The 24,624-nt window shown below is 50.8% G+C and carries 20 protein-coding genes, 2 tRNA genes and 1 pseudogene; 4 read left to right on the top strand and 19 right to left on the bottom strand.

What is annotated here, in order from left to right:
• Positions 1-11 precede the first annotated feature (11 nt).
• The 8 genes and pseudogenes from prmC to argS form a co-directional block, all read right to left on the bottom strand.
• A complete protein-coding gene (gene prmC / locus AC8GDC_RS02320; protein WP_506558278.1) occupies positions 12-863 on the bottom strand; it encodes a peptide chain release factor N(5)-glutamine methyltransferase in 852 nt (283 codons plus the stop codon).
• Positions 864-1,940 (bottom strand): peptide chain release factor 1, encoded by a 1,077-nt coding sequence (gene prfA, locus AC8GDC_RS02315; protein ID WP_506558277.1) that lies wholly within the window; start codon positions 1,938-1,940, stop codon positions 864-866.
• Positions 1,940-3,181, bottom strand: a pseudogene (gene rho / locus AC8GDC_RS02310) (transcription termination factor Rho); the annotation flags it as partial. The pseudogene rho and the gene prfA, both read right to left, overlap by 1 nt.
• 409 nt (positions 3,182-3,590) lie before the next feature.
• On the bottom strand, positions 3,591-4,526 hold the full coding sequence (gene thrB, locus AC8GDC_RS02305) for a homoserine kinase (protein ID WP_506558276.1): 936 nt from the start codon (positions 4,524-4,526) through the stop codon (positions 3,591-3,593).
• A gap of 3 nt (positions 4,527-4,529) precedes the next feature.
• A complete protein-coding gene (thrC, locus tag AC8GDC_RS02300; protein WP_506558275.1) occupies positions 4,530-5,621 on the bottom strand; it encodes a threonine synthase in 1,092 nt (363 codons plus the stop codon).
• Positions 5,622-5,654: 33 nt separating this feature from the next.
• Positions 5,655-6,962: a homoserine dehydrogenase gene (locus AC8GDC_RS02295; RefSeq protein WP_506558274.1), complete on the bottom strand. Its 1,308-nt coding sequence runs from the start codon at positions 6,960-6,962 to the stop codon at positions 5,655-5,657.
• A 24-nt stretch (positions 6,963-6,986) separates the two neighbouring features.
• Entirely contained in the window at positions 6,987-8,402 is a 1,416-nt protein-coding gene (gene lysA / locus AC8GDC_RS02290; RefSeq protein ID WP_506558273.1) for a diaminopimelate decarboxylase, read from the bottom strand.
• Between the two features lie 2 nt (positions 8,403-8,404).
• Complete coding sequence (gene argS / locus AC8GDC_RS02285) at positions 8,405-10,063, bottom strand: arginine--tRNA ligase (RefSeq protein ID WP_506558272.1); 1,659 nt, start codon at positions 10,061-10,063, stop codon at positions 8,405-8,407.
• A 142-nt stretch (positions 10,064-10,205) separates the two neighbouring features.
• Here argS and AC8GDC_RS02280 point away from each other — a divergent pair.
• A tRNA-Arg gene (locus tag AC8GDC_RS02280) sits at positions 10,206-10,277 on the top strand.
• Here AC8GDC_RS02280 and rdgB read toward each other — a convergent pair.
• Genes rdgB through murI form a run of 3 tightly spaced genes read right to left on the bottom strand, consistent with a single transcriptional unit; the run spans position 10,266 to position 12,410 of the window.
• Complete coding sequence (rdgB, locus tag AC8GDC_RS02275; protein WP_506558271.1) at positions 10,266-10,796, bottom strand: RdgB/HAM1 family non-canonical purine NTP pyrophosphatase; 531 nt, start codon at positions 10,794-10,796, stop codon at positions 10,266-10,268. The genes AC8GDC_RS02280 and rdgB overlap by 12 nt on opposite strands.
• A 47-nt stretch (positions 10,797-10,843) precedes the next feature.
• Positions 10,844-11,578: a ribonuclease PH gene (gene rph / locus AC8GDC_RS02270; RefSeq protein WP_506558270.1), complete on the bottom strand. Its 735-nt coding sequence runs from the start codon at positions 11,576-11,578 to the stop codon at positions 10,844-10,846.
• 19 nt (positions 11,579-11,597) lie between these two features.
• Positions 11,598-12,410 carry a glutamate racemase gene (gene murI, locus AC8GDC_RS02265; protein ID WP_506558269.1) on the bottom strand — a complete coding sequence of 271 codons (813 nt, stop codon included), beginning with the start codon at positions 12,408-12,410 and terminating at the stop codon, positions 11,598-11,600.
• 41 nt (positions 12,411-12,451) lie between these two features.
• Between murI and AC8GDC_RS02260 the strand changes: the two genes are divergently transcribed.
• Positions 12,452-13,747 (top strand): nicotinate phosphoribosyltransferase, encoded by a 1,296-nt coding sequence (locus AC8GDC_RS02260; RefSeq protein WP_506558268.1) that lies wholly within the window; start codon positions 12,452-12,454, stop codon positions 13,745-13,747.
• Here AC8GDC_RS02260 and AC8GDC_RS02255 read toward each other — a convergent pair.
• The 3 genes from AC8GDC_RS02255 to AC8GDC_RS02245 all read right to left on the bottom strand — a co-directional run bounded on the left by AC8GDC_RS02255 (position 13,744) and on the right by AC8GDC_RS02245 (position 15,995).
• Positions 13,744-14,010 (bottom strand): DUF3039 domain-containing protein, encoded by a 267-nt coding sequence (locus AC8GDC_RS02255; protein ID WP_506558452.1) that lies wholly within the window; start codon positions 14,008-14,010, stop codon positions 13,744-13,746. The genes AC8GDC_RS02260 and AC8GDC_RS02255 overlap by 4 nt on opposite strands.
• Positions 14,011-14,028: 18 nt before the next feature.
• Positions 14,029-15,267 (bottom strand): S1C family serine protease, encoded by a 1,239-nt coding sequence (locus tag AC8GDC_RS02250; RefSeq protein ID WP_506558267.1) that lies wholly within the window; start codon positions 15,265-15,267, stop codon positions 14,029-14,031.
• A 95-nt stretch (positions 15,268-15,362) separates the two neighbouring features.
• Positions 15,363-15,995, bottom strand: a complete 633-nt coding sequence (locus tag AC8GDC_RS02245) for a hypothetical protein (protein WP_506558266.1) — start codon at positions 15,993-15,995, stop codon at positions 15,363-15,365.
• Positions 15,996-16,035: 40 nt separating this feature from the next.
• On the opposite strand from AC8GDC_RS02245, the gene AC8GDC_RS02240 reads away from it, so the two are divergent.
• Positions 16,036-16,332: a hypothetical protein gene (locus tag AC8GDC_RS02240; RefSeq protein WP_506558265.1), complete on the top strand. Its 297-nt coding sequence runs from the start codon at positions 16,036-16,038 to the stop codon at positions 16,330-16,332.
• 99 nt (positions 16,333-16,431) lie between these two features.
• Here the strand turns inward: AC8GDC_RS02240 and AC8GDC_RS02235 are convergent.
• From AC8GDC_RS02235 to AC8GDC_RS02225, 3 genes are all read right to left on the bottom strand, one after another.
• A tRNA-Met gene (locus AC8GDC_RS02235) sits at positions 16,432-16,508 on the bottom strand.
• 45 nt (positions 16,509-16,553) lie between these two features.
• Positions 16,554-19,430: a UPF0182 family membrane protein gene (locus AC8GDC_RS02230; protein ID WP_506558264.1), complete on the bottom strand. Its 2,877-nt coding sequence runs from the start codon at positions 19,428-19,430 to the stop codon at positions 16,554-16,556.
• A gap of 14 nt (positions 19,431-19,444) precedes the next feature.
• Positions 19,445-20,566: a YlbL family protein gene (locus AC8GDC_RS02225; protein WP_506558263.1), complete on the bottom strand. Its 1,122-nt coding sequence runs from the start codon at positions 20,564-20,566 to the stop codon at positions 19,445-19,447.
• A 137-nt stretch (positions 20,567-20,703) separates the two neighbouring features.
• Here AC8GDC_RS02225 and AC8GDC_RS02220 point away from each other — a divergent pair, with 137 nt between their 5' ends.
• Positions 20,704-21,996, top strand: a complete 1,293-nt coding sequence (locus AC8GDC_RS02220) for a zinc-dependent metalloprotease (protein ID WP_506558262.1) — start codon at positions 20,704-20,706, stop codon at positions 21,994-21,996.
• Here the strand turns inward: AC8GDC_RS02220 and AC8GDC_RS02215 are convergent.
• Together AC8GDC_RS02215 and nudC are read right to left on the bottom strand one after the other, a co-directional pair.
• Positions 21,985-23,673, bottom strand: coding sequence for an ATP-dependent helicase (locus tag AC8GDC_RS02215; RefSeq protein WP_506558261.1), 1,689 nt, complete (start codon positions 23,671-23,673; stop codon positions 21,985-21,987). The genes AC8GDC_RS02220 and AC8GDC_RS02215 overlap by 12 nt on opposite strands.
• Positions 23,660-24,610, bottom strand: a complete 951-nt coding sequence (gene nudC, locus AC8GDC_RS02210) for an NAD(+) diphosphatase (RefSeq protein WP_506558260.1) — start codon at positions 24,608-24,610, stop codon at positions 23,660-23,662. Before nudC ends, AC8GDC_RS02215 begins: the two co-directional genes overlap by 14 nt.
• Positions 24,611-24,624 lie beyond the last annotated feature (14 nt).

The raw sequence follows: 24,624 nt of genomic DNA, 5'->3' as shown, positions 1-24,624 counted from the left end.
TGTCTATGCCTTTATGGTCTTACTGCCGAAATCATCCGGTCTTTGCCGGTTAGATCTGAAGCAGAAACCACTTCCTGCCAACCTTGGGTTAATAGTAGTTCACCGATTGCAGGGGCTTGGGTGTGGGCATGTTCAAGCACTAGGTGCCCACCGGGCCTTAGTAAATACCAAGCTCGAGTGGAAATCTGGCGAATCACATCCAGCCCGTCCGCCCCGCCATAAAGGGCAAGAGCTGGATCATGAAGCTGCACCTCTAAGTCAATTGGAACTGCGGCATCTGGAATGTAGGGCGGATTGGAAACCACTAAATCCACGCCCGCTTCAAGTTCTTCCAGCGCAGTTGTTAGGTTCTCATTTCTAAGAGCCTTCGGATCTAATCCGTAGCGTTGATAATTTCGAGTCAAGAACGAAAACGCATCCTTTGACAACTCAACGGAATAAACAATCGAACCGGCAACTTCAGTATTGAGTGCAATGGATATTGCTCCGCTTCCAGAGCACAAATCCACAATCACTGGATTCTGAATGGCTTCAAGCTTTTGTATTGCTAGATCAACAAGCTGTTCTGTCTCAGGACGCGGAATGAACACACCGGGTCCAACTTCTAGCTCCAAGTGCCTAAAGGGTGCAAGACCAGTGATGTGCTGAAGTGGTTCACGCTTTTCACGTCTTTGAACCGATTCTAGGAATTCTGAAAGCTTGTTCTCGGGAAAACTTTCTCCCGCAATTGCCAGAAGTGTTAGCTCTGATCGGGACGCTTCGAGAATAAAACACCCAAGCAGTTCAGCATCGACACTTGGAGATAAAACTCCCGCGGCGGAGAACTTGTCGGTAGCTAATTCCAGGGCTTCCGAAATGAGCATTTACTTCTGCCCCAGTGCTGCCAGTCTGGCTTCTTCGTCAGTTTGAATTGCGGACTGAACTACCGGTTCTAAAGCACCGTCCATAACCTGATCTAGGTTGTAGGACTTGTAGCCGGTTCGGTGATCAGCGATGCGGTTTTCAGGAAAGTTGTAAGTTCTAATTCGCTCTGACCGGTCAACCGATCGAACTTGAGATTTTCTTGCAGCAGACTGCTCGGCATCGATCGCTTCCTGCTTCGCAGCCAAAAGTCTTGCACGAAGCACGCGCATGGCGGCTTCACGGTTTTGTAGCTGAGACTTCTCGTTCTGCATCGAAACCACGATGCCTGTTGCAAGGTGTGTGATTCGAACTGCAGAGTCTGTGGTGTTCACAGACTGTCCACCGGGACCGGAGGAGCGGAAAACATCAACCCGGATATCGTTTGCGCTGATCTCGACTTCTTCAGGAGCATCAACTTCAGGGAAGATCAACACTCCGGCAGCCGAGGTGTGAATGCGGCCTTGAGTTTCAGTGACTGGAACACGCTGAACGCGGTGAACTCCACCTTCATACTTCAGGTGTGCCCAGACTCCCTCGGCAGGGTCATTGGAATTTCCCTTGATGGCAAGCTGAACATCTTTGTAGCCGCCGAGGTCGGATTCGTTTTTGTCTAGAATCTCGGTCTTCCAGCCCTTTGAGTTGCAGTACTGGATGTACATGCGCAGAAGATCAGCAGCGAATAGGGCTGATTCAGCACCACCCTCACCGGCCTTGATTTCCATGATTACGTCTCGACCGTCGTCAGGATCTCTTGGAATTAGCAGGCGACGAAGTTTCTCGTTGGCCTCTTGAAGTTTTTGCTCTACGGCAGGCAATTCTGCTGCGAATGCTTCGTCTTCTTTTGCAAGTTCCTTTGTCGCAGCCAAGTCATCGTTTAGCTCAACAACCTGGTGGTAGGCAGAAACGATTGCGCTAACTTCCGCGTAGCGTCGGTTTAGCTTCTTGGCTAAGGCTGGATTCTGATGCACTGCTGCATCAGATAACTGCTCCTGAAGCGAGGCGTGCTCAGCCAGCAGGGGCTGGACTGAATCGAGCATTATTCTCCGTCAGAACCTGAAGGAATCGGCATGGACTTTTGAACCTGCATTAGGAATTCAACGTTGCTTGAGGTTTCCTTCAAGCGGTTCAGCACAAGCTCAAGAGCTTGCTGCTGCTCAAGACCTGCAAGTGCACGACGAAGCTTCCAAATAATCTTGGTCTCGTCCGGGTTCATGAGCATCTCTTCGCGTCTGGTACCAGAAGCGTTTAGATCCACCGCTGGGAAGATTCTCTTGTCGGCAAGTGCTCGAGACAATCGAAGCTCCATGTTTCCGGTTCCCTTGAACTCTTCGAAGATAACCTCATCCATCTTGGATCCGGTCTCAACCAAAGCAGTTGCAAGGATGGTTAGCGATCCGCCATCTTCAATGTTTCTAGCAGCACCAAAGAAACGCTTCGGTGGGTAAAGTGCTGACGAGTCAACTCCACCGGAGAGAATTCGACCGGATGCTGGAGCGCTTAGGTTGTATGCGCGACCTAGGCGGGTGATTGAGTCCAAAAGAACTACTACATCGTGGCCAAGCTCAACTAGGCGCTTCGCGCGCTCAATTGCAAGTTCGGCAACCGTGGTGTGATCTTCTGCAGGGCGGTCGAAAGTAGAAGCGATAACTTCACCCTTGACTGTGCGCTGCATGTCGGTTACTTCCTCAGGACGCTCGTCAACTAGAACAACCATTAGGTGAACCTCTGGGTTGTTAGTTGCAATCGCGTTGGCAATGGCCTGGAGAACTAGTGTCTTTCCAGCCTTTGGAGGAGAAACGATCAATCCACGCTGACCCTTACCAATTGGAGCAACCAAGTCGATGATTCGAGTTGATAGCTTGTTGGCTTCGGTTTCGAGGCGGAGTCTGGTCTGTGGGTAAAGCGGAGTTAGCTTTCCAAACTCCACGCGCTCGGTTGAAGCGTCCTGGTCGAGACCGTTGACAGAGTCAACGCGCACTAGAGCGTTGAATTTCTGACGGCCCTGACCTTCGCCCTCGCGAGGCTGACGGATGGCACCAACTACGGCGTCACCTTTTCTAAGTCCGTACTTCTTTACCTGTCCCAATGAAACGTAAACGTCATTTGGACCTGGCAGGTAGCCGGAGGTACGAACGAACGCGTAGTTTTCTAGAACGTCGAGAATACCTGCGACGCTAATTAGCACGTCATCTGGAGAGATCTCTGGTTCTGCTTCTTCACGGTCATTTCCGCCGCCACCGCGTCTGCGGTCACGGTCACGATCGCGGTAGCGATTACGGTTTCTAGAATTACGGCCACCGCCACGACGCTCGTCGTCAAAGTCGCGGTTTCTGCGGCGTTCGCCACCTTCTGAGTTTGAGTTTGAGTCGCTGCTTGAAGAATCGCTTGAAGAGTTTTCTCTCGGGGCCTTGGCCTCTGACGAGTCTGACTTATCTTCTGCAGGCTTTGAGCCTCTGGTGCGAGTCTTTATTGATGCTGATTCGGTTGCCTCGGCTGGAGCGGCAGTTTCTGCTACTGCTCTGCGGGATTTGCGAACCGGCTTGTTGTCTTGGATTTCATCCATTTATGTGATTGCTCTTTCTTGAGTGATTAGATAACCGACTTTGAAAATCTGATTATCGCCAACACGATTTGAATCGCGTGGTATCGCAGTTATTTTCTGCGGGGATTGCACCTAGATTTGACGCTTATTTGCCGTCTTGTTTTTGGTGTACCTCTAGCGTAGCACCTTTATTGTCCACGGCCAACAGTAGCGGTTGCCACTGTGGATACTTCTTTTCAACTAATTCCTTGGCTCTAAGCCTCTCGGAAGGGTCGCTGGCAAGGACTAAAACCGAAGGCCCAGCACCCGAAACTACGGCAGCATGGCCATTACTTCTAAGCACTCTAATCAGCGCATCGGTTTCTGGCATAGCTGAGGCTCGGTAGTTTTGGTGGAGCTTGTCCTCGGTGGCAGCCAAAAGCAGTTCAGGTGACTGAACCATGGCCGCAACCAAAAGAGCTGATCGAGAAACGTTGAACACCGCGTCCGCGTGGGGCACAGACTCAGGCTGCATCGATCTGGCAAGCTCGGTAGACATCTTGCTACTTGGAACAAGAACCAGAGGCGATACTCCGCGGTGCACTGAAAGCTTCTTGGTGTGAGGTCCCGACTCGTCTTCCCAGGCAATACTCAATCCCCCAAATAGTGCAGGGGCAACGTTGTCTGGATGATTCTCGAATTCGGTAGCAAGATCAAGCATTAGCTTGTCGCTTACTTCGGCAATACCGGTAAGCAAACCCTTGGCCGCCATGATTCCGGAAACGACCGCTGCTCCTGATGAACCCATGCCACGACCGTGAGGAATGCGGTTAACGGCACGAAGGGCAAGGCCTGGGGCTGGCTGCTTGAGACGCTTAAAAGTTTCAAGAATCGCGCGAACAACCAGGTGAGATTCATCCAATGGAACCTGGCCTTCACCTTCGCCGCTGACAACTACCGAGATAGTTCCAGGTTTTGTAGCGGTGACTTCTAGGTCGTCATAGTAAGCAAGCGCGATTCCAAGCGTGTCGAAACCCGGGCCCAGGTTTGCAGATGTTGCAGGTACCTTTACCTTTACTACGGTTCCTTCAGCTACTGGCATTTTTTAGGCCAATCCCAATCTCTCCGCTACCTCAGCGGCATTTGTCGAAACTGCTTCTGGGGTGATCTCTTTTCCTGCTTCGTCCTTAAGGGCCCAACCTGGGTCTTTGAGTCCATGGCCGGTCACGGTGATAACAATTAATGCGCCAGCAAAACTCTCTCCAGTTTGTGAAGCTTTGTATAGCCCAGCTGCACCGGTGGCCGAGCTTGGCTCAACAAAGACGCCAGCTTCTTGAGACAAGAAGCGATGCATCCAAAGGATCTCTTTGTCAGATACCGCACCAAACTTGCCTTTAGATTTTTCCCTAGCAATCTGAGCTAGGTCCCAAGAAGCAGGATTTCCAATGCGAATGGCAGTGGCAATGGTGTCTGGGTTTTTTACCGGAGAGCCCTGAACAAAAGGTGCCGAGCCCTCGGCTTGGTAACCATACATCTTCGGCAAAGCTTTGATGCGACGAGCCTTGAAATCTTCTTGGTATCCCTTGAAATACGCAGAGTAGTTTCCAGCATTTCCAACCGGAAGCACGTGAAAATCAGGAGCCTGACCCAAAGCGTCAACAACTTCAAAGGCTGCAGTTTTCTGACCTTCGATGCGGTCAGGGTTCACCGAGTTCACCAAGTGCACTGGGTAGTTGGTTGATAGATCTCTAGCCAGAGTTAGACAGTCATCGAAGTTTCCCTGAACCTGAAGAATCTGAGCCTTGTGCGCAACTGCCTGAGAAAGTTTTCCAAGTGCAATCTTGCCCTCTGGAACCAACACCACAGACTTGATTCCAGCTGCAGCTGCATAAGCAGCAGCAGATGCCGAAGTGTTTCCAGTAGATGCACAAATCACAGCTTTAGCTCCGTGGCCTACGGCCTTGGAAACGGCCATGGTCATACCGCGGTCCTTGAATGAACCGGTTGGGTTCATTCCTTCAAACTTAAGATAGACGCGGTCTGCTCCGACGAGTTTTGCCAGAGCCGGGGCTTCAATAAGTGGTGTGCCACCCTCTCCGAGGGTGATGACCGGGGTGCTCTTGTCTACATCAAGTCGGGAGAAATACTCATTGATAACTCCGCGCCACTGATGCGCCTTCTTTGGTTTACCAAACAAGGTAAACACCTCTTTCCATTGCAATAAATCTCATTACAGTCCCTCAACCCGAATAAAGGAGGAAACTGCCTGTACTGCCTCGTTGGATTTCAAAGCCTTGACCACGCCAGCCAAAGCTGCATCGCTTGCTAAGTGAGTACCGATTTCCAAACTTGCGGTTTGCAAGTTACGTCCCAGCACCGCCTGCTCAACAGTTTCAATAGAAACGCCGTGCTCAGAGAACAAGCTAGCAATCTTTGCAAGCACACCCGGCTGATCTTTTACTTCCAGCTGAATCACGTAGCGAGTCTTGACTCGGCTCATATCCAGGACTTCAAAGTTTGCGTGGATTGAATCAGCAAGACCTGGTCCGCCAGCAACGTGGCGTTTAGCAGCTGAAACTACGTCTCCCAAAATCGCTGAGGCTGTTTGGGTTCCTCCAGCACCAGATCCATAGAACATCAATCGGCCAGCAGCTGCGGCCTCAACAAAAACGGCGTTGTAGGCACCATCGACTGAGCCCAGAGGGTGAGATCTTGGAACAAGGGCTGGGTAAACCCGAACCGAGACTCCCTCAGGGCCAGAGTCGTCAGCCTCAATAAATTCACAAATTGCAAGCAACTTGATTACAAACCCATCGCGTTTCGCAGCTGCAATCTGCTCTGCTGTGACTCCGGTGATTCCCTCACGGTAAACCTTCTCCAGAGGAACCTCGGTGTGAAAAGCCAGCGAGGCAAGAATTGCTGCCTTCTGTGCGGCGTCGTAGCCATCAACATCCAAAGAAGGATCGGCTTCGAGGTAGCCAAGCTCGGTGGCTTCCTTCATGGCGGCTTCAAGCGTGATTCCGCTTTTGTCCATTCGGTCAAGAATGTAGTTGGTCGAACCGTTTACGATTCCCATGATTCGAGTCACGCGGTCTCCAGCAAGAGACTCGCGAAGTGGACGAATGATTGGAATGGCCGCGGCAACCGAAGCCTCGAAGTAAAGCTGAGCGCCGACCTGTTCGGCTGCGTTGAATAGTTCTGAACCGTGAGTTGCAAGTAGTGCCTTATTGGCTGTGATTACATCTGAGCCAGAATTAAGGGCCATAAGAATGTAGTCCTTGGCTGGCTGTAACCCACCCATAACTTCAATCACGATGTCAGCGCCAAGAATCAAACCCTCGGCATCTGTAGTCAATAGCTCTTTTGGAAATCCGTTGCGCTTGGTTTTTAGATCCCGAACAGCAATGCCAACTAGCTCCAGATCCGCACCAACGCGCGCTGCTAATTCACTTTTTTGCTCAAGCAATAGCCTGGCGACCTCGGATCCAACTGATCCGGCGCCAAGCAACGCAACCCTGATAGGGCGATATTCACTCAAATTCGATTCCTTACCCATTCAAAACTACCCTGTCTTGTCTTCCGAGTAGCCAGGGTCGCGAGCAAACATGTCGGCTTCGGTTTCAGCTCTAAGTATTAGCTGAGCATTTCCGCCCTTGACCGCAACAATTGCGGGGCGAGTTAGATAGTTATAGTTGCTAGCCAGTGAGTGACAGTAGGCGCCGGTTGCGGCAACGGCCACTAGGTCGTTGGGGTTTACATCAGCTGGAAGGTAGCAGTTTCTGACAACAATGTCGCCGCTCTCGCAGTGCTTACCAACCACTCGCGCTAGTGCTGGCTTTGCTGTTGAAGACCGAGAGGCAAGAATCGGTGAGTAGTCGGCACTATAAAGACTTGGACGTGCGTTATCGCTCATGCCTCCATCGATGCTGATGTACTTTCTAACTCCAGTTACACCATCTTCAGAAAGCTGCACGTCTTTAATGGTTCCGACGTTGTAGACAGTGATTCCCGCAGGTCCTGAAATTACACGGCCAGGTTCAAAGCAAAGTACCGGAACCGCAATACCTGCTTCGCCACACAGCTTGGCTACCTCATTCGAAATCTGGTCAGCAAAAACCTCGATAGCTGGAGCTTGATCGGCAGATGTGTAGTTAATTCCAAAACCGCCACCGATGTTGAGCTCCGGGACCTCTCCGCCTTCAAGTAGCTGTTTGTGCAGCGGGATCAATCGACGAACCGATTCAACAAAGCCTTCAATGGCAAAGATCTGCGAACCGATGTGCGAATGCAGACCAAGAAACTTCAGGTGAGAGTGTGATCTGATCTTCGCTACCAATGCCGGAACATCTGAAATCGCGATACCAAACTTCTGATCTTCCCTCGCGGTTGCAAGGTACTCGTGGGTGTAAGCGTGCACCCCAGAATTGACGCGAATGCGAACAGGCTGAATCTTGTCTTGCGCGCCAGCAACCGAAGCAATGCGTTCAATCTCAATTTCAGAGTCAATAACTATTGCCCCGACATTTGCTGTCACGGCCCGACCGATTTCATACAGAGACTTGTTGTTACCGTGCAGGCCGATTCGATCAGGACTAATTCCACCTGAAAGAGCAAGGGCCAGCTCTCCCCCGGATGAAACATCGAGGTTCAATCCAAGCTGGTCAATCCACTTCACGATTTCAGTGGTAAGTAGTGACTTGCCTGCGTAGTAAATCTTTGCGCTCGATCCAATTTCAGCTGCTGCCTTTTCGAAAGCGCTTTTGACCTTCTTGCCTCTTGCAAAAAAGTCATCCTTGTCAATCAGCATCAAAGGAGTTCCATACTGAGCTGCCAACTGTCCAACTGGGACACCAGCCAAAGAAATATCTCCCGCTTGGGACCTGGTCATACCAGCCGGCCAAATCTTGGAATCGATGTGGTTTGCGTCCTTTGGTTCAACCAGCCAGGCTGGAGCAAATTTAGCTTGATTAGCACTCATGATTACATCCGCTCCGGCGCTTGGACGCCTAAAAGTCCAAGACCATTTCTAAGTACAACACCGGCTGCGTCGTTGAGCCATAATCTCGTGGAATGAATTGGCTCAACCGGCTTGTCCGACAGCGGGATAACTCTGCAGTTGTCGTACCAGCGGTGGTAGCTGCCGGCAACTTCTTCGAGGTATCTTGCAATTCTATGTGGCTCTCTAAACTCAGCGGCCTGAACGGCCAGTCTTGGCAGTTCGCCAAGTTTGGCAAGTAAATCGGTCTCGGTCGGGTGATTCAGTAGCGCGGGATCAAAGTTTGAGTGGTCCACGCTCATGCTCTTTGCATTTACTGCAACCTGTTGGGTTCTGGCGTGTGCGTACTGAACATAAAACACCGGGTTGTCATTGGTCTTTTTGGATAACTGAGCAAGGTCGATATCTAATTGTGAGTTTGAAGATGACCTTGCGAGCGCATACCTTGCAGCATCAACGCCCACTGCCTCAACTAGATCCTCCATCGTGACGACAGTTCCAGCGCGCTTAGACATGCGAACTGGCTCGCCATCGCGAAGAAGGTTAACCATCTGACCAATGAGAATTTCTAGATTCACTCCTGGCTCATCGCCAAAAGCCGCACACATCGCCATCATGCGCTGAACATAACCGTGGTGGTCAGCTCCAAGCATGATTAGGCAGCGATCGAAGCCGCGCTCACGCTTATCTAAGTAGTAAGCAAGATCTCCCGCTATGTAGGCAGCATTACCGTCAGATTTGATAATTACTCGGTCCCGGTCGTCACCAAATTCAGTTGATCGAAGCCAAACAGCGCCGTCTTCGTCAAATACGTGTCCCAATTCACGGAGTCTGGTGATTGCCTTATCAACTGCTTTTGAGTCATGCAGCGAGTTTTCGTGGAAGTAAACATCAAAATCAACACCGAACTCGTGAAGCGACGCCCTGATCTCACCAAACATCTGCTCAGTTCCCTCAGCGCGGAATGCTTCTTGGGCGTCCTCGTCACTGAGGGTCAGGATCTCCTGTGAAGATTTAGCCATCACAGCGTTGGCGATCTGCTCTATGTATTGACCGCCGTAGCCATCCTCTGGCGCAGGCAAGCCTTTGGCGCGAGCCAGTAGGGATCTAGCAAAACGGTCGATCTGCTCTCCGTGGTCATTGAAGTAGTACTCACGTGTGACTTGAGCTCCTTGAAATGCCAAAACTCGAGCAAGTGAGTCTCCAACAGCTGCCCAACGGGTTCCTCCCATGTGGATTGGACCGGTTGGGTTTGCTGAGACAAACTCCAAGTTCATCTTCAGGCCCTTTAGGCTCTCGCCCTTGCCGTAGTTCGAACCTGCTTCGACGATCGCTTTTGCTAATGCTCCAGCACTTGCCAGATTCAAAGTGATGTTGATAAATCCTGGACCTGCGATATCCACCTTGGAAACTTCATCCAGAGCTTCAATTCTTGGTGCTAGCAGTTCTGCGAAAGCTCTCGGGTTCAGACCAAACAGTCCTGATAGTTGCATCGCGGCGTTGGTTGCCCAATCACCATGCTCACGATTTCTTGGGCGCTCAACAACAATCTCAGCGGGCAGTTCGGCCGCGACCAGCGAGCCATCAGCTTGCATCTGTTCCAAGATGCGCCGAATGGCCACAGCTAGTTCTGCTGGAGTCACGGTTTTGCCTCACGAGTAGGAGCTAAAAAGAATTCAAAGATCTCGGCGGTGAGAAACACCTTAGGTAAATAAAGGGAATTCTTTACAAATCATACCGAGAAAGGCCCATTTCTAGCCACGCTGTTAGGCTGAAGCAAGTATTGCCCCCATAGCTCAGGGGATAGAGCACCGCCCTCCGGAGGCGGGAGCGTAGGTTCGAATCCTACTGGGGGCGCAAAAAGCTAGCCAGCTGAGACAGCGCCATAGATCGATGACTAATTGAGTTTTTCACCATCGGCTCCAGCTCTCCAGTGGTCACCTCGAAGCCTTCAGGAATAAAGATTGGGTCGTACCCAAATCCGTTTTCGCCAGATTCTGAAAACGCAATTCTCCCAGGGCACACTCCAGTGAAGGACTGCTCCCCCGCATCACTCACCATAGAAATGGTGCAGATAAAACTTGCCTGACGATTACCTTCTGGAACATCAGCTAACTGCGCAAGCAGCAGCTGACGATTCTGCGCGTCGTTTTTTGAACCAGACCAACGCGCTGAAAAGATTCCAGGAGATCCGCCGAGAATCTCTACGGCAATGCCCGAGTCATCTGCAATTGACGCTTTGCCAGTGTGAGCAAAGGCAGCTCTTGCCTTAATCAAAGAGTTTTCGAGAAATGATGAACCGTCTTCAATTGGTTCTGGCCCGTCGTAGCCAAGCAAAGACAAACCCGGAACAATGGGCTCTAAAATTGCAGCCACTTCTTTTACTTTGTGGGCGTTATGGGTTGCTAGGACCAGCTCCAACTTCAAGGCCTCGGGCTAGCTAAAATCTGAGCCTGCAAAGCGGTTAGCTCTGCGGTTCCCTTTAGGGCGAGATCCAAAAGAGCGTTCAATTCAGCACGATCGAATGGAGCGGCTTCAGCGGTTCCCTGAACCTCAACGAATTTGCCAGACCCAGTGACAACAACGTTCATGTCAGTTTCTGCTCTAACGTCTTCGGTGTATGCCAAATCCAGCATCGGGACCTGATCTATGATTCCAACTGAGATAGCAGCGATGCTGTCTGAAAGTGGCTGCTTCTTGTCCGAGATGAACTTCTGAGTCTTACCCCACTCGATTGCATCAACTAGTGCGATGTATGAACCTGTTATGGCAGCGGTACGAGTTCCACCGTCGGCCTGCAAAACATCGCAGTCGATAACGATTGTGTTTTCACCTAAAGCTTTGAAATCAACTACCGAGCGAAGTGCTCGGCCAATCAGCCTTGAGATTTCGTGGGTGCGGCCGCCAATTTTTCCCTTTACGGCTTCGCGGTCTGATCTGTCGTGGGTTGCACGCGGAAGCATTGAATACTCAGCGGTGACCCAACCTTCACCCTTGCCAACTTTCCAGCGCGGGACACCATTGGTGAAAGATGCGGTGCAAAGCACCCGGGTCTCACCAAAGCTAATCAGAGCCGAGCCTTCAGCGTGTGTGGACCAGCCTCGCTCCACGGTGACTTTTCGAAGCTGATCGGGAGATCGTCCATCTACTCTTTGCAAGATGTTTTCCTTTTCTTTTCTAAAGCTTTTCGACTTTGGATACTTCAGGTCCTAAGAATCTCTTGGCCAGCTTCTCAAAGCTTGCAGCATCGCCGGTTGCTCTAAAGCTAAGACTTGGCGACGAGGCATCAATGCGAAGCAAATCATTATCAACTAAAACTTTGTAAAGATCCTTGGCTGTTTCTTCTGCGGATGAAACAAGGCTTACGCCATCTCCCATGACTAGAGATAGTGCACCTGTTAGCAGTGGGTAGTGAGTACAGCCCAAAACCAGAGTGTCCACGCCAGCTTGTTGTAGCGGAGCCAGATACTCCCTGGCAGCGGTGATGATCTCTGGTCCGCTCGTGATTCCCTTTTCAACAAATTCAACAAAACTTGGGCAGGCCGCGCTAAATAGCTCAACGTCGACAGCTGCGGCAAAAGCATCGTCGTAGGCCTTGGATGCGATAGTTGCCTGGGTTCCAATCACTCCAACTTTTCCGTTGGAAGTCGAGGCAACTGCTCTACGAACTGCAGGTTGAATAACTTCCACCACAGGAATCCCGCGGCCCTCGGTGTATCGCTCTCTAGCATCTCTAAGCACCGCAGCTGAAGCCGAGTTACATGCGATAACCAAAACTTTGACACCCTCGTCGACGAGCTTGTCCATGACGGCAAGGGCTAACTCTCTAACTTCAGAAAGCGCCTTTGGTCCGTAAGGGGTGTTGGCGGTATCGCCAACGTAGATGATGGATTCATTTGGAAGCTGGTCAATGATTGCCCGAGCTACCGTTAGCCCTCCAACGCCAGAGTCGAAGACTCCTATTGGTGCGCTGGCTTGAGGATCATTCACGCCCCAATTCTATTGCGGGCCCCTCGGGCTAGGCTTATCTTGTGCTTTCCACAACAGCCCTACTTACCGATCGCTACGAGCTAACCATGCTCCAGGCTGCACTAAAGTCTGGAAAAGCTCACCGCAAGGGTGTCTTCGAGGTTTTCTCAAGAACTCTTGCTGGCGGAAGGCGCTACGGCGTCTTTGCCGGAACAGGCAGGCTTTTAGAACTTATAAATCAGTTCCGATTCTCAAACGAAGAAATCAACTGGTTGTTGTCTGAAAAAATCATTGACCAACCAACCGCAGATTGGCTTTCAAACTACAAATTCTCGGGAGATATCCACGGCTACGCCGAAGGCGAGATTTACTTCCCTTACTCGCCAGTGCTAATCGTGGAAGCCACTTTCGCGGAAGCTGTAATCCTGGAAACCTTAATTCTCTCCACTTTGAACTACGACAGCGCAGTTGCCAGCGCTGCCGCCAGGATGGTCACGGCCGCTGGGTCTAGAAGCGTATCTGAAATGGGCTCCCGCAGAACCGGTGAATCTTCCGCTGTGGCAGCAGCTCGCGCTGCCTACATCGCAGGCTTTAGTTCGACTTCAAATCTTGAAGCAGGACGAAGCTTCGGGATACCGACGATGGGAACTGCATCCCACGCCTTTACCTTGCTTCATGACAGTGAGAAACAAGCTTTCAGTGCTCAACTGGATTCTTTTGGAGCAAACACTACTTTCCTAGTTGACACCTACAACATCGAAGCGGGAATCGAAAATGCCATCAGCGTGGCAGGGACAAATCTCGGCGGTGTTCGCATTGACTCCGGAGATTTACCAATCGAGGTAGCCAAGGCCAGACGCTTGCTAGACAAGCTTGGAGCTAGCCAGACCAAGATCACCGTCACTAATGATCTGGATGAATTTGCCATCGCTTCGCTAGCTGCGGCACCGGTTGACACCTACGGTGTTGGCACTTCCGTCGTGACAGGTTCTGGAGTTCCGGCTGCCGGGTTCGTTTACAAAATGGTAGCTTTCCAAAATGAATCTGGTGAATGGCATGCAGTTTCAAAACAATCGGCCAAAAAGACCAACCTCGGTGGAAAAAAGCATGCGGCTCGCTCTTTCGAGAACCAGATCGCAACTGCTGAAGTTATTTCCACAACCCATGAAGATTTGGCTGCAGGACAAAGGCAGCTTTTAGTAGATCTTGTTATTCAAGGTGAGATCCAAACAGGTCTGGTTGGAAAATCTGGTGTTGATGCAGCCAGGGCTCATCATGCAAAGGTAAAGGCAGAACTTCCAGCAAGTGCCCATCGCCTAACTAAAGGTGAGCCTGCGATTCCAACGAAATTCGTTTAGTTCTTATCCTCATCGCCAGGCTTTAGCTTGGAGTGTATTTCCTTGCAGGCTGGACAAATTGGAAAGTTCTTTGGATCTCTTCCCGGCACCCAAACTTTTCCGCAAAGCGCAATAACCGGTGTACCCATGACGGCCGACTCAACGATTTTTTCCTTTTTCACGTAGTGCGAAAATCTCTCATGATCGCCCGGTTCAATTAGCCTTGGGGCCGCAGTTGTGTCAGTACCAAACTCGCTGGTTTCGGTTGGTGCGATTTGATTCAAAGTGGTCACTTCCGGTGCTTATTCGTTGGCTTCTTGCAAAACAACATCAAATGTCAGTTTGATGTCGTTTCGAATAACTTCAATCTTAACCTTGGCACCGGCTGGCTCCTGCCTAACCGAAGCTGTTAGCTCGCTGGCGGTTGTTAGGGGTTTTCCGTTGATGCTGGTTATTACATCCCCGGCCAAAATTCCTGCCTTTTCTGCTGCTCCATCTGGCGTTAACTCAACAACCGTTACTCCGATGGCAAAGCCAGCGCCATCCTCAGATGAGAGTGCATCAGTAACCAATGCTCCAAGAAGGCCGTGGCTTACTTCTCCGGTAGTCATGATTTCATTGGCGATACGCTGTGCGACGTTAGCGGGAATTGCAAACCCCACTCCAATGTTTCCTGCCTGGCCAAAAGAGCCAGCGTTGCCGATTGCGACGTTCACGCCAATTAGTTCTCCTCTGTCATTTACCAAAGCACCGCCGGAGTTTCCAGGGTTGATGGCGGCATCGGTCTGAATAACACTTAGGTTGATAGGTCTTCCAGCATCTCCCGACCAGAACTCAAGACTGCTCTGATCTGGGGATTCAGATGATGCAACCTGAATGGTTCGGTTCAATGCAGAAACGATTCCGCGAGTCACTGTTGCCTCAAGTCCAAGGGGAGCACCAATGGCAACTACTTGGTCGCCAACATTCACAAGTGCTGAGTCAGCAAAGACAATTGGTGTAAGGGGCTTGGTGGGTTCAATCTTCACAACTGCTAAATCGTTAGTTGGATCAGCACCAACAAGCTTTGCCGAAAAGACTCCGCCATCGCTAGTTCTCACCGAAAGCCGAACATTCTCGGTGCTGCCGTTGATGCTAACCACGTGGGCATTTGTCAGGATATATCCATCGGCTGAAAGCACAATTCCAGAACCGTTTCCACCTTGAGAGTCACCGGCGACGCGAATTGTGACAACAGCTGGAGCTGCGGTTGCGGATGCGGCCGTGGCCCAATTGACGTTTTCTAGATCGTTGACAACAATCGCTGCTGGTCGAGATAGGTAATTGAAAGCAACCACACCTGCACCGGAACCAACCGCGGCACCAATGATTGCTCCCAAAACAGCAACAGAGGTGGCGGTAAAGAAGGTCAGGCGCTTTTCGCGGACTCGCTTCTTCTTTGCCTTAGCAGGCGTAAGTGCAACCGGAGGGTCAAACAAGAACTGATTGTTGTAGCTGTTCTTGCGACTGAGTGAGCTTTGCTCGGGTTCTAGCTTGGTCAATGAAGTGGCCTTTCGTCTGTTCCAATAATGACAAATTTGTCTGAACAGATACTGAGAGAAACCCTAGACCAAGCAGATAGATTCCCCAGAATTGCCTATATGTCGCAACCGAATGCCCCAGCTCGGCCCAAGCAATCGGCACCAACCAGCAAGACTCCCTGGGTGCTCTGATCGGCTTTGAAACCAAAGGCCCCAACCACTACTTCCAGCAAGTTACTTTCAATCAATAAGGTTCCATCAACTGCCTCCCAGGCACTTTCTCCCACGAGTCGATAACTAACCGAGTACTCCACAAAGGCTCGGATTTGATACTTACCCGAAGTTTTGAATTCCCGCTGGGTATCAGCGCCGGTCGCAAGCAATCCATCACTAAATGTCCATCTCGAACGAATCGGAACAAAGTGCACTTCAGCTTGCCTTCCTAAAACAATCCCAGAACCGTAGTGCGAACTTGGATTCGAGGAGAATTTTGCTAACTGTCCGCGGCCAATTACCTTGCCTGGATAAACCGATGCAATCAAAGGATTCGGTTCAAACTCGACAGCATCCGCTGCTGAATAGAACTCCCCTGGGATATCAATAGTTATGGTTTCGGTGATTGTCATGGTCTTTGTTTTTAGAACCGGCTTCGGTGTTGGCTTTGGGGCAGCGACCACTTTTGGTGCTGGTGAACACATCGACTCAACCCAACGCTGCGCAGCATCGGCAGATCTAGGCATTGATGCCATTTGAGCTGCGCTTGGGCAACTAACTACTTCAACTACAGGTTTGGGTGCGGTCGCGCTTGCAGGTTTGGCGACCGGTTTCGGTGCGGGTTTTGGTGCGGGCTTGGGCTTCGGTGGAACTGGAACCGTCACGGTCTTGGTGATGGTTTGCGTGGTGGATGACCCAGGTGAAGAAGACGATGAGCCAGCACAAACTGTGACTGACCCCGAACCTAATTTCGAACCATGGCTTAGGCCGGAACCAGAAGATCCAGAACTGCAAGCCATCGCCAAGGAATTATCAAAGTTCACTAAAGCTGCTGCGATAAGGACGCTTGTCAAAGCAAAACCTGCCCGCTGAATTTTTCTCATGTCGGAGAAGCTAAAACAGATTTTTGTTATTCGCAGAAGTTGTCCACAAAGCGAAAAACCCCATCTAAGAAGATGGGGTTTTTACAAGTGGTTGCGGGGGCAGGATTTGAACCTACGACCTCCGGGTTATGAGCCCGGCGAGCTACCGAACTGCTCCACCCCGCGGCGAAGTTCTAATCTACCACTTTTGAAGCTTGTGCTGCCAACTTCCTATTTGCCTGCATCCAGTGCTGCTTGGATTGCACGCTTTAGTTTCTCTTCAGCTTTACCAAATGCGGTCCAGTCTCCGATAGCCATGGCGGCTTCCTTTTCCTGGATTGCCTCTAGGGCCTGCTGCAAGGCAAGCTCTAGGTTTGGCGACACCGGAGCATCCGTTCCAGGTTCTGTTGGTTCGGCATCTGGATCGGTTGGAGTTGGAGTTGGAGTTGGGTTCATGCCGGAAGAACCAAACAGTGAAGTCAACGCTTGATCCAAAGTGTCTTCGAAGGCAATCTGGTCACCGAAGGCAACCAAGATCTTCTGAAGCAACGGGAAGCTAGTTTCACCAGTGGACTGGATGTAAACCGGTTGCACGTAGAGCAATCCACCTCCAACAGGTAAAGTCAACAAGTTTCCATTTAGAACCCTGGTTGATCCCTGTCGCAGAATGTTTAGAAGTTTTGAAACTTCGGAGTCAGCATTGAAGTTGTTTTGAACCTGACCAGGTCCTGGAACAATCGTGCTTTTTGGAAGGGTCAGCAGTGTGAGCCTTCCGTACTCTCCCGACTTCTTGCCATCTTCAGAACCTGCGTTAGCGTTTGCCACCAAGTATCCGGTTAGAACGTTTCTGGAGGATTCGCCAGTGGATCTTGGAATAAAGGTCGAGTAAATCGAGAACTCAGGAGACTCAGTGCCTGGAACCTGCATCGTCAAGTAGTAAGGAGGCTGCAGGGTACCGACGCCTTGACCGCCAACAGGATCGTTCGGAGTCATCCAAGCATCTTGCTGAGAGTAGAAGGCTCCGGCTTCGTCAACGTGGTAGCTACCAAGTAGTGCGCGCTGAACCTTGAATAGATCAGCTGGGTATCTAACGTGTGAAAGTAACTCTCCGGACATCGAAGAAAGCGGCTGAATGGTGTCTGGGAAAACCTTCATCCAGGTTTTTAGAATTGGATCTTTTTCGTCCCATTCATACAAAGTCACCTTGCCGTCATAGGCATTTACTGTTGCCTTGACGGAGTTGCGAATGTAGTTGACCTGGCCTCTAAGGAATACGCCTGGTGAGTTGCTGTCAGAAACAATCTGAGCCAGCTCCTCGGAGCGAGAATATGGGTAGTTGTTGGATGTTGTGTAGCCATCAACAATCCAAAGGAGTTTTCCATCAACAACTGCTGGATAAACATCTGAGTCCAGCTCCAAAAATGGTGCTACCGCTGCAACGCGCTGACGCGGGTCGCGGTCATAAAGAATCTGTGACTCGGAAGTGATTGCATCCGATAGCAAGATCTGTTCGCTCTGGAACTTCAACGCGTATGCCAGTCGTGGAATGATTCCAGAAATCATCGGGCCTCCATCACCAGTGAAGGTGTTGTAGGTCTGGTCGTTCTCGCCCTCGCCGGCTGGGAAGTCAAGCTCTAGAGGCTCTCCTCCTTCAGGCGCTCCAACAATTGAGTAAGCAGGTGAGTTCTCACCAAAGTAAACGCGTGGCTCATAGGTGCCAAGCTTTCCAGTGGTTGGAATACCTGATTGCATAAACACCGGCTGACCATCGACGGTTCTCTGGTTTCCGTAGGCTGCAACTACTCCATAGCCGTGGGTGTAAACGATGGTGTTGTTATACCAAGACTGTGAGTCTCCAAGACCTGCTTGGTTTAGTTCACGTACAGCCAACACAGTGTCCTGAACCACTCCATCGATGTTGTAGCGACCAACGTCAAGTAGGTTCGGGAAGTTGTAATACTGACGGAACTGCTCGAGCTGCCTAAATGAGGAGCTAACTAGAGCCGGGTCAATAATTCGAATCGAAGCAGTAGTCTCGGCATCTTCGCGCAAAGCGCCAGCAGTAGCATCTGTTGTTGCGTTGTACTCAACCTTCAAAACATCATCGATGCCGTAAGCCGCGCGGGTAGCTGATAGGTTGCGGTCGATGTATGGCGCTTCTAGTGTTCGCTCGTTTGGTACTACCTGGAAAGTCTGAATCGCCCAAGGAAACAATCCGCCCAAGATAAGCGAGCTAACAACCATCAAACCGGTTGCAATAACTGGAAGGCGCCACTTGCCAACAAAGGCTGCAACCAGGAACAACAGTGCAACCACACCAGAAATTAGTGCCAGAATCTGTAGCCCTGGAATTGCAGCGTAAACATCTGAGTAGGTAGCTCCGGTGAATAGTCCGCTTGAGCTAGTCATCGTTAGGTACTGATCTAACCAAAGCGATGCGCCTTGAATCAGTAGGTACAAAAACGCCAACAGGCCAATCTGGATGCGAGCAGCCTTAGACACAAAAGTCTCACGGCCATTGAACTTGATGCTGCCGTAAATGATGTGAACACCTGCAGTTAGAAGCAAGCTAATTAGGAATGCTCCGGACAGGAATCCAACCAGTCCAACCAGGAATGGAAGCTCGAAGATGTAGAAGGAGATATCCAAGCCAAACTGCGGGTCAGTTTCGCCAAACGGTGTTCTGTTCAGATAGCTAAGAACAATTCCCCACGACGGGGCAACAGCTAGTCCAGCCAACACACCAAGACCTAGAGGAACACCAATCATGACTACGCGACGAAGCTGCTCTAGTAGCTGGCGGTACTGCTCGAATGGAGAGCTCTCATCCGGGAAGCGGATGTAGACGGGCCTAAATCGGTAAGCAAGCCACAAGCTCACTCCCGTGATCAGTGCAAACGAAACAGCACCTGCTGCAAACAGTGCCGACTGAGCAAAAATCTGTGAAGTTAGAACACTTAAGAAACCAAGCTGGTCAAACCAAAGAACGTTGGTGTAAAGATCAGCCACGCTAAATAGAATCGCTCCGATTCCAACGAGAATTATTAGAGCGATAGTTGCCGGCGAGATTCTCGGTCGGCCCAAAGGTGCAGCGGTAGCTTGAGTCATGATTCTCCCGTTTTCTATTTGGTACAGCTAGGCAGGCTTGCCAAGTCTTGGTTCTTTGAAAGTTTTTCTAGTGCCGAAACGGCATCTGACAGTTTCTCTATTTTAACAACCCTTAGGCCATCTGGTTCATTTCCTGCAATTTCAGGACAATTGCCAGCCGGTGCCAAAAACACTGTAGCTCCAGCTGCTTTGGCCCCGTGAAGTTTCAACACCACTCCACCGATTGGCCCAACTACGCCAGATTGCTGAATTGTTCCGGTACCAGCAACGTGGAGTCCTCCAGTGATATCTCCCGGCGTTAGCCGGTCAATGATTCCCAGTGCAAACATCATCCCACCGGAAGGTCCGCCGACTTCCCCAAGCTGAAGTTCAATATCAACCGGGAAGTCATATTTATAGCCAACCAAAATGCCTAGTCGGTAGTTGCCTTCGGCATCCTTCACGGGAATGACTTCTTCGGTGATTTCAACTCCATTGCGGTTGACTGTGACTTCTACAGAAGCTTTCTCATCCCACGCTCCAACAATGGATCTAAGCTGCTCGATGCTAGTTAGCCTCTGGCCATCAACCGAAATCACAAAATCCGCAGCAACTAACTTCCCGCTGGATGGCGAATCAGCTGTTACCTGAGCGATGTAGATCTCTCTCGGGGTTTCATACTCTAGATACCCAAGCGCTGCGGCAACAGCATCCTGTTGCGAAACTTCCATCATGGCGCTGGATTCAGCTCGAATCTCTTCGCTGGTTCGATCTGGCGGGTATAAAGCCTCGACCGGAACAACCTTTTGCTTGGCATCCAACCACGCAAAACCAATTTCGATCCAGCTCGGAGTGCGCTCTGGTCGACCCACGATGCTCACGGTCAGAACATCCAGTTGACCTTCGGATTCGTAGCTTTGCTGATTGTTGATCTGGATTACCGGTTGACCATCAACTTCTCCCAGCACATCAAATGTTGGTCCTGGTCGCTCAATTAAATAAGGCGTTGGCAAAACCACCAGTGTCACAAGCCCTAAAAAGAAAGTCAACGCTACGAAGAATCCGAGGCCACGCTTGGCTGAAACCATAGCTTTCGATCCGCCCCGTTGTCTTTGGAAAAAGGTCATTACCGCCCTAAAAACTTTGATTGTCTTCAAGCCTAGGTCAGCCCATCTTTCAAATGAGCGTATTAGCTCACGCTCTCGGCGAACACCCAGAAAGCAACACCAAAGCACCCAGCCGATTCCCATTTTGAGCAAGTAACCTAATGCTGTAGCCAGCTAAGGAGCTTTTCGTGGACGAGCAAAAACCAGAGGATTTCGAAGCATTGCTTCGTCGCTTCCTCGCGGGCGAGCCACTAGATCCAGAACAGATCGCAAAAGCTGCAGGTCTTCCAGTTGATCCGGCTGCCCTGCAGCAACTTTTATCCAAGCTCACTTCGGCAATCGTTCCTGGAGAAACAACCGAAGGGTTGAACTGGTCACTGGTTGAAACCCAGGCCAAGCAAATTGCTAGCGCCAACTCTAGACCAGTTCCTGAATCAGTGGGCAAAGCTATCGATGCGGCAATGGCAACCGGAAGCCTTTGGTTAGATGAGGTCACCGAAGTTGCCTCCATCACCTCAGAGCCGAAACTACTCTCTCGAGAGTTATGGGTTGCAGACTCACTGGGTCTATTCAAAGATCTAGCAACACCGGTTGCCAACAGAATGTCAGAAGCGTTGACCGAAAACTTCAAAGAGAACCTGCCTGAGGAATTCTCAGGATTTATGTCTCAAGCTAGCGGTCTGATGAAATCAGCCGGTTCTGTGATGTTTGCGATGCAAATGGGTCAAGCCCTCGGTCGTATGGCAGAAGAGGTCCTAAGTGCGGGAGACATCGGACTTCCAATCTTTAAAGAACCTCGTCCGGCTTTTGTCGCCCAGAACTTAGCGCAACTCGTTGACTCACTCGAAGAAGATTCCGATCAGGTCTATTTCTACTTTGTCATTCGTGAACTTGCCCACGCCAGGCTTTTCAAGCAGAGCAAGTGGCTGCGCGATTACACAGTGAACCTCATAACTGCCTATGCCAGAGAGATCTCAATTGATAACACCCGCATCATTGAGATGTCAGAAAACTTTGACCCGGCAGATATCGGAAACATTCAAAAAGCCTTCGAATCAGGATCCCTAATTGCACCTAGAACCCCTTCGCAAACAATCGCACTAGAGCGTATCGAAACCGTTCTAGCCCTAATCGAAGGATGGGTTGATTGCGTGACTCAAGCAGCAACTACTCGTCTTCCACGTTCGGCAGCTATTGCCGAGGTGGTTAGAAGAAAGCGCTCCGCTGGTGGGCCGGCTGAAAAGACCTTCTTGACTCTCATCGGTCTTGAACTAAGACCTAGAAAACTTCGCGAAGCTTCGGCGATGTGGAATGAAATTACCGACAAAGTCGGAATCCAAAAGCGCGATGCAATCTGGTCTCATCCCGACCTTTTGCCTACCGATGCCGACATCCAAGATCCGACTGCTTTGATTGCAAAACTTTCCAATAGTGCGCCCGAAGACGATATGGACCAGGCCCTAAGAGATTTACTTAGCTGAGCCTGATTGCAACAGTGCTAAAAATCTCGATGGGGTTCGCTCCCTAGAGGCATCAAAGGTTGCAAACGAAAGCCTGAGCTCCCGCATAGCCCTAGTTATCCCTACATAAAGAAGTCGCTTTTCTTCTTGGATTGCAGCCGGGGTCTTGGCATAGGTAATAGGTAGGTAGCCCTCGTTGAGCCCCACGATGAACACAAGTGGCCACTCCAAACCTTTGGCCGCGTGAATGGTAGAAAGTGTTACTGCCTCAGTGGTTGGCTCGTGCTGTGAGTGAGCGCGATCTGCCAGCTCAAGTGCGAAATCATTAATGCCCGCACCTTCTGGTAATTCATCAAGCATCAATAGCAGTGAATTGAGCGCTTCCCACTTGCTTGCAACCACACCAACTTCGGTTGGCTTGTTTGCCTGCCAGCCCAGGGAACGCACAATGTCACTTACCGCCTGATGCAACGGCTTACCGGAAGGACTGAGCGACTCTGCTCGAATAAGCTGCACAGCGCTTTTTATCTCAGGACGTGCGAAGAAGCGCTCTCCCCCGCGAAGTTGATAGCTGATATCCAGCGCATCGAGTGCACGCTCCAAAACTTCCGACTGGTTGTTGATGCGATACAAAACCGCGATGTCGCTTCTTGGCACACCGGATTGGATAGCTTCAGCGATTGCTGAGGCAACCGCCTTGGCTTCAGCTTGGGATGATTCAAAGCTGGCAACTTGCGGTGCGGTGCCGGCAGGTCCTGCAGCCTCTAGTTCTCCGCCAAGAGCTGAATCGCTAGTTAGGCGATTAGCAAAAGCAACTATCTGCTTAGTGGAGCGGTAATTGGTTGTGAGATCAACAACACTCGCACCAGGGAACCGATCGGCAAAGTTTCTTAGAAACTCACTGCTTGCACCAGTAAAGGAGTAAATGGTCTGATTCGGATCTCCAACTACACAAAGCTCAGCGTGCTCCCCAAGCCATTGATCCAAAAGCGCATGCTGCAGCGGGGAAATGTCCTGGTACTCATCAACCGTGAAGAATCGGTACTGGCTCTGAACGTGCGCTAGAGCACGTGGTTCGGTTTTCAAAAGCCCAAGGGTTAGAACCAGAACGTCTTCCCAATCCAGTTTCTGAGCGCGAATCTTTTCTTGCTCATAAAGTTTCTGGACTTCGAGATTCTTCTGAAATGAAAGCCCAGCAACCTTTGGTCGTGTATCGGCAAGCTCCGAATACTCATCCATCGAAAGCATCGAGTACTTGCGCCACTCAATCTCACTTGCCATGTCCCGCAAAGCCGCGTTGTCCAAATTGATCGATAAAGACTTGGCTGCAATGCCAATCAGTTTTGCCTTGGACTCCAAAATCGATGGGGCTGGAACGCCGACTAACTGAGGCCAAAAGTATTCAAGCTGAGCAAGCGCTGCCGCGTGGAAGGTCCTAACCGAGACTGCTCCAACGCCGAGAGATCGAAGTCTTGAGCGAAGCTCTCCGGCTGCGCGGTTGGTATAGGTAAGCGCGAGAACGCGATTGGCCGCGAAGTGCCCGGTGGCAATTCCGTATGCAATGCGATGGGTGACTGTTCTGGTTTTTCCAGTTCCTGCTCCAGCAAGAATGCAAGTTGGCCCAACCAGCGCTTGGGCAGCGACCTGTTGCTTTTGGTCTAACCCGGCAAGGATGCTCTCGGCGTTAGCGTTTGCCATGGGCCGAATTTTCAGTTGCAGACACTAGTTCTTTACCAAACCAAAGTTCAATCATCGCGCGCGAGATGGATGCTCGACCGGGAAGCAATAGGTCCTTTGCCTCGGCGGCAAGTTCGTCACGACTGAACCACCGTAGTTTTGTGATCTCTTCACCGTCGGGACGAAGTGGCTGAGAAGAATTTGCTCTCGCGCTAAAGCCAAGCATCAATGAAGCAGGGTATGGCCAGCCCTGCGAGTAGGTGTAGGTCGCATCAAATACATCCAGACCTGACTCTTCTTTCATTTCTCTGACTACCGCTGCTTCCAGCGACTCTCCAGGTTCAACAAACCCAGCGAGAATTGACCACTTGTTCGATTCCCAGATTCCTTGAGAGCCAAGCAGGATTCGATCGTTTTCATCGAGGATAGAAACAATCACCGCAGGGTCAGTCCTTGGAAAAATCTCAAGTTCGTCCACCTGGCATTTTCTCACCCAACCGCCCTGCTCGATTGTTGTTGAGTTTCCGCAGCGCGGGCAATGAGTGTTGTTCTGGTGCCAGTTGGCTAGAGCAAGTGCTTGGGCGAAGATTCCAACATCAAGAGCCGATAGAGCGGCACCGCTTGCCCTAAGTGAAATCCACTTGCTCGAATCAGCCTCAATTGCATCGGCTTGTGCTTTATCTAGAACCACCAGACAGATTCCAGATCCTGCAGGACAGAAACTACTCGCCTCCAGAGTTTTTCCAAGGTAAACCACAACGCCTGATTTAGGAGCTGAAGAAAAAGGAACTAATGAAAGCGCGGAATCCTGGTTTAGTAACACCTTGCCCTGGTGCATCAATAGCGCCATCGAGGTTGACTGGCTTCCAAGAACAGTAAAAATCTCTGGATTGGCACGCAATAAGTAGTCTCTATCCAGCGCCGAGCGAGCCAGTGGTGGCAGCGGCTTCTGGATCACTTTATCCCTCGCGT

The sequence above is a fragment of the Rhodoluna miladensis (SeqCode) genome, assembly GCF_965234705.1.
GTDB lineage: Bacteria > Actinomycetota > Actinomycetes > Actinomycetales > Microbacteriaceae > Rhodoluna > Rhodoluna miladensis.
Note: the sequence above shows the minus strand (reverse complement) of the source record. Positions and strands in the feature narration are given on the sequence as shown.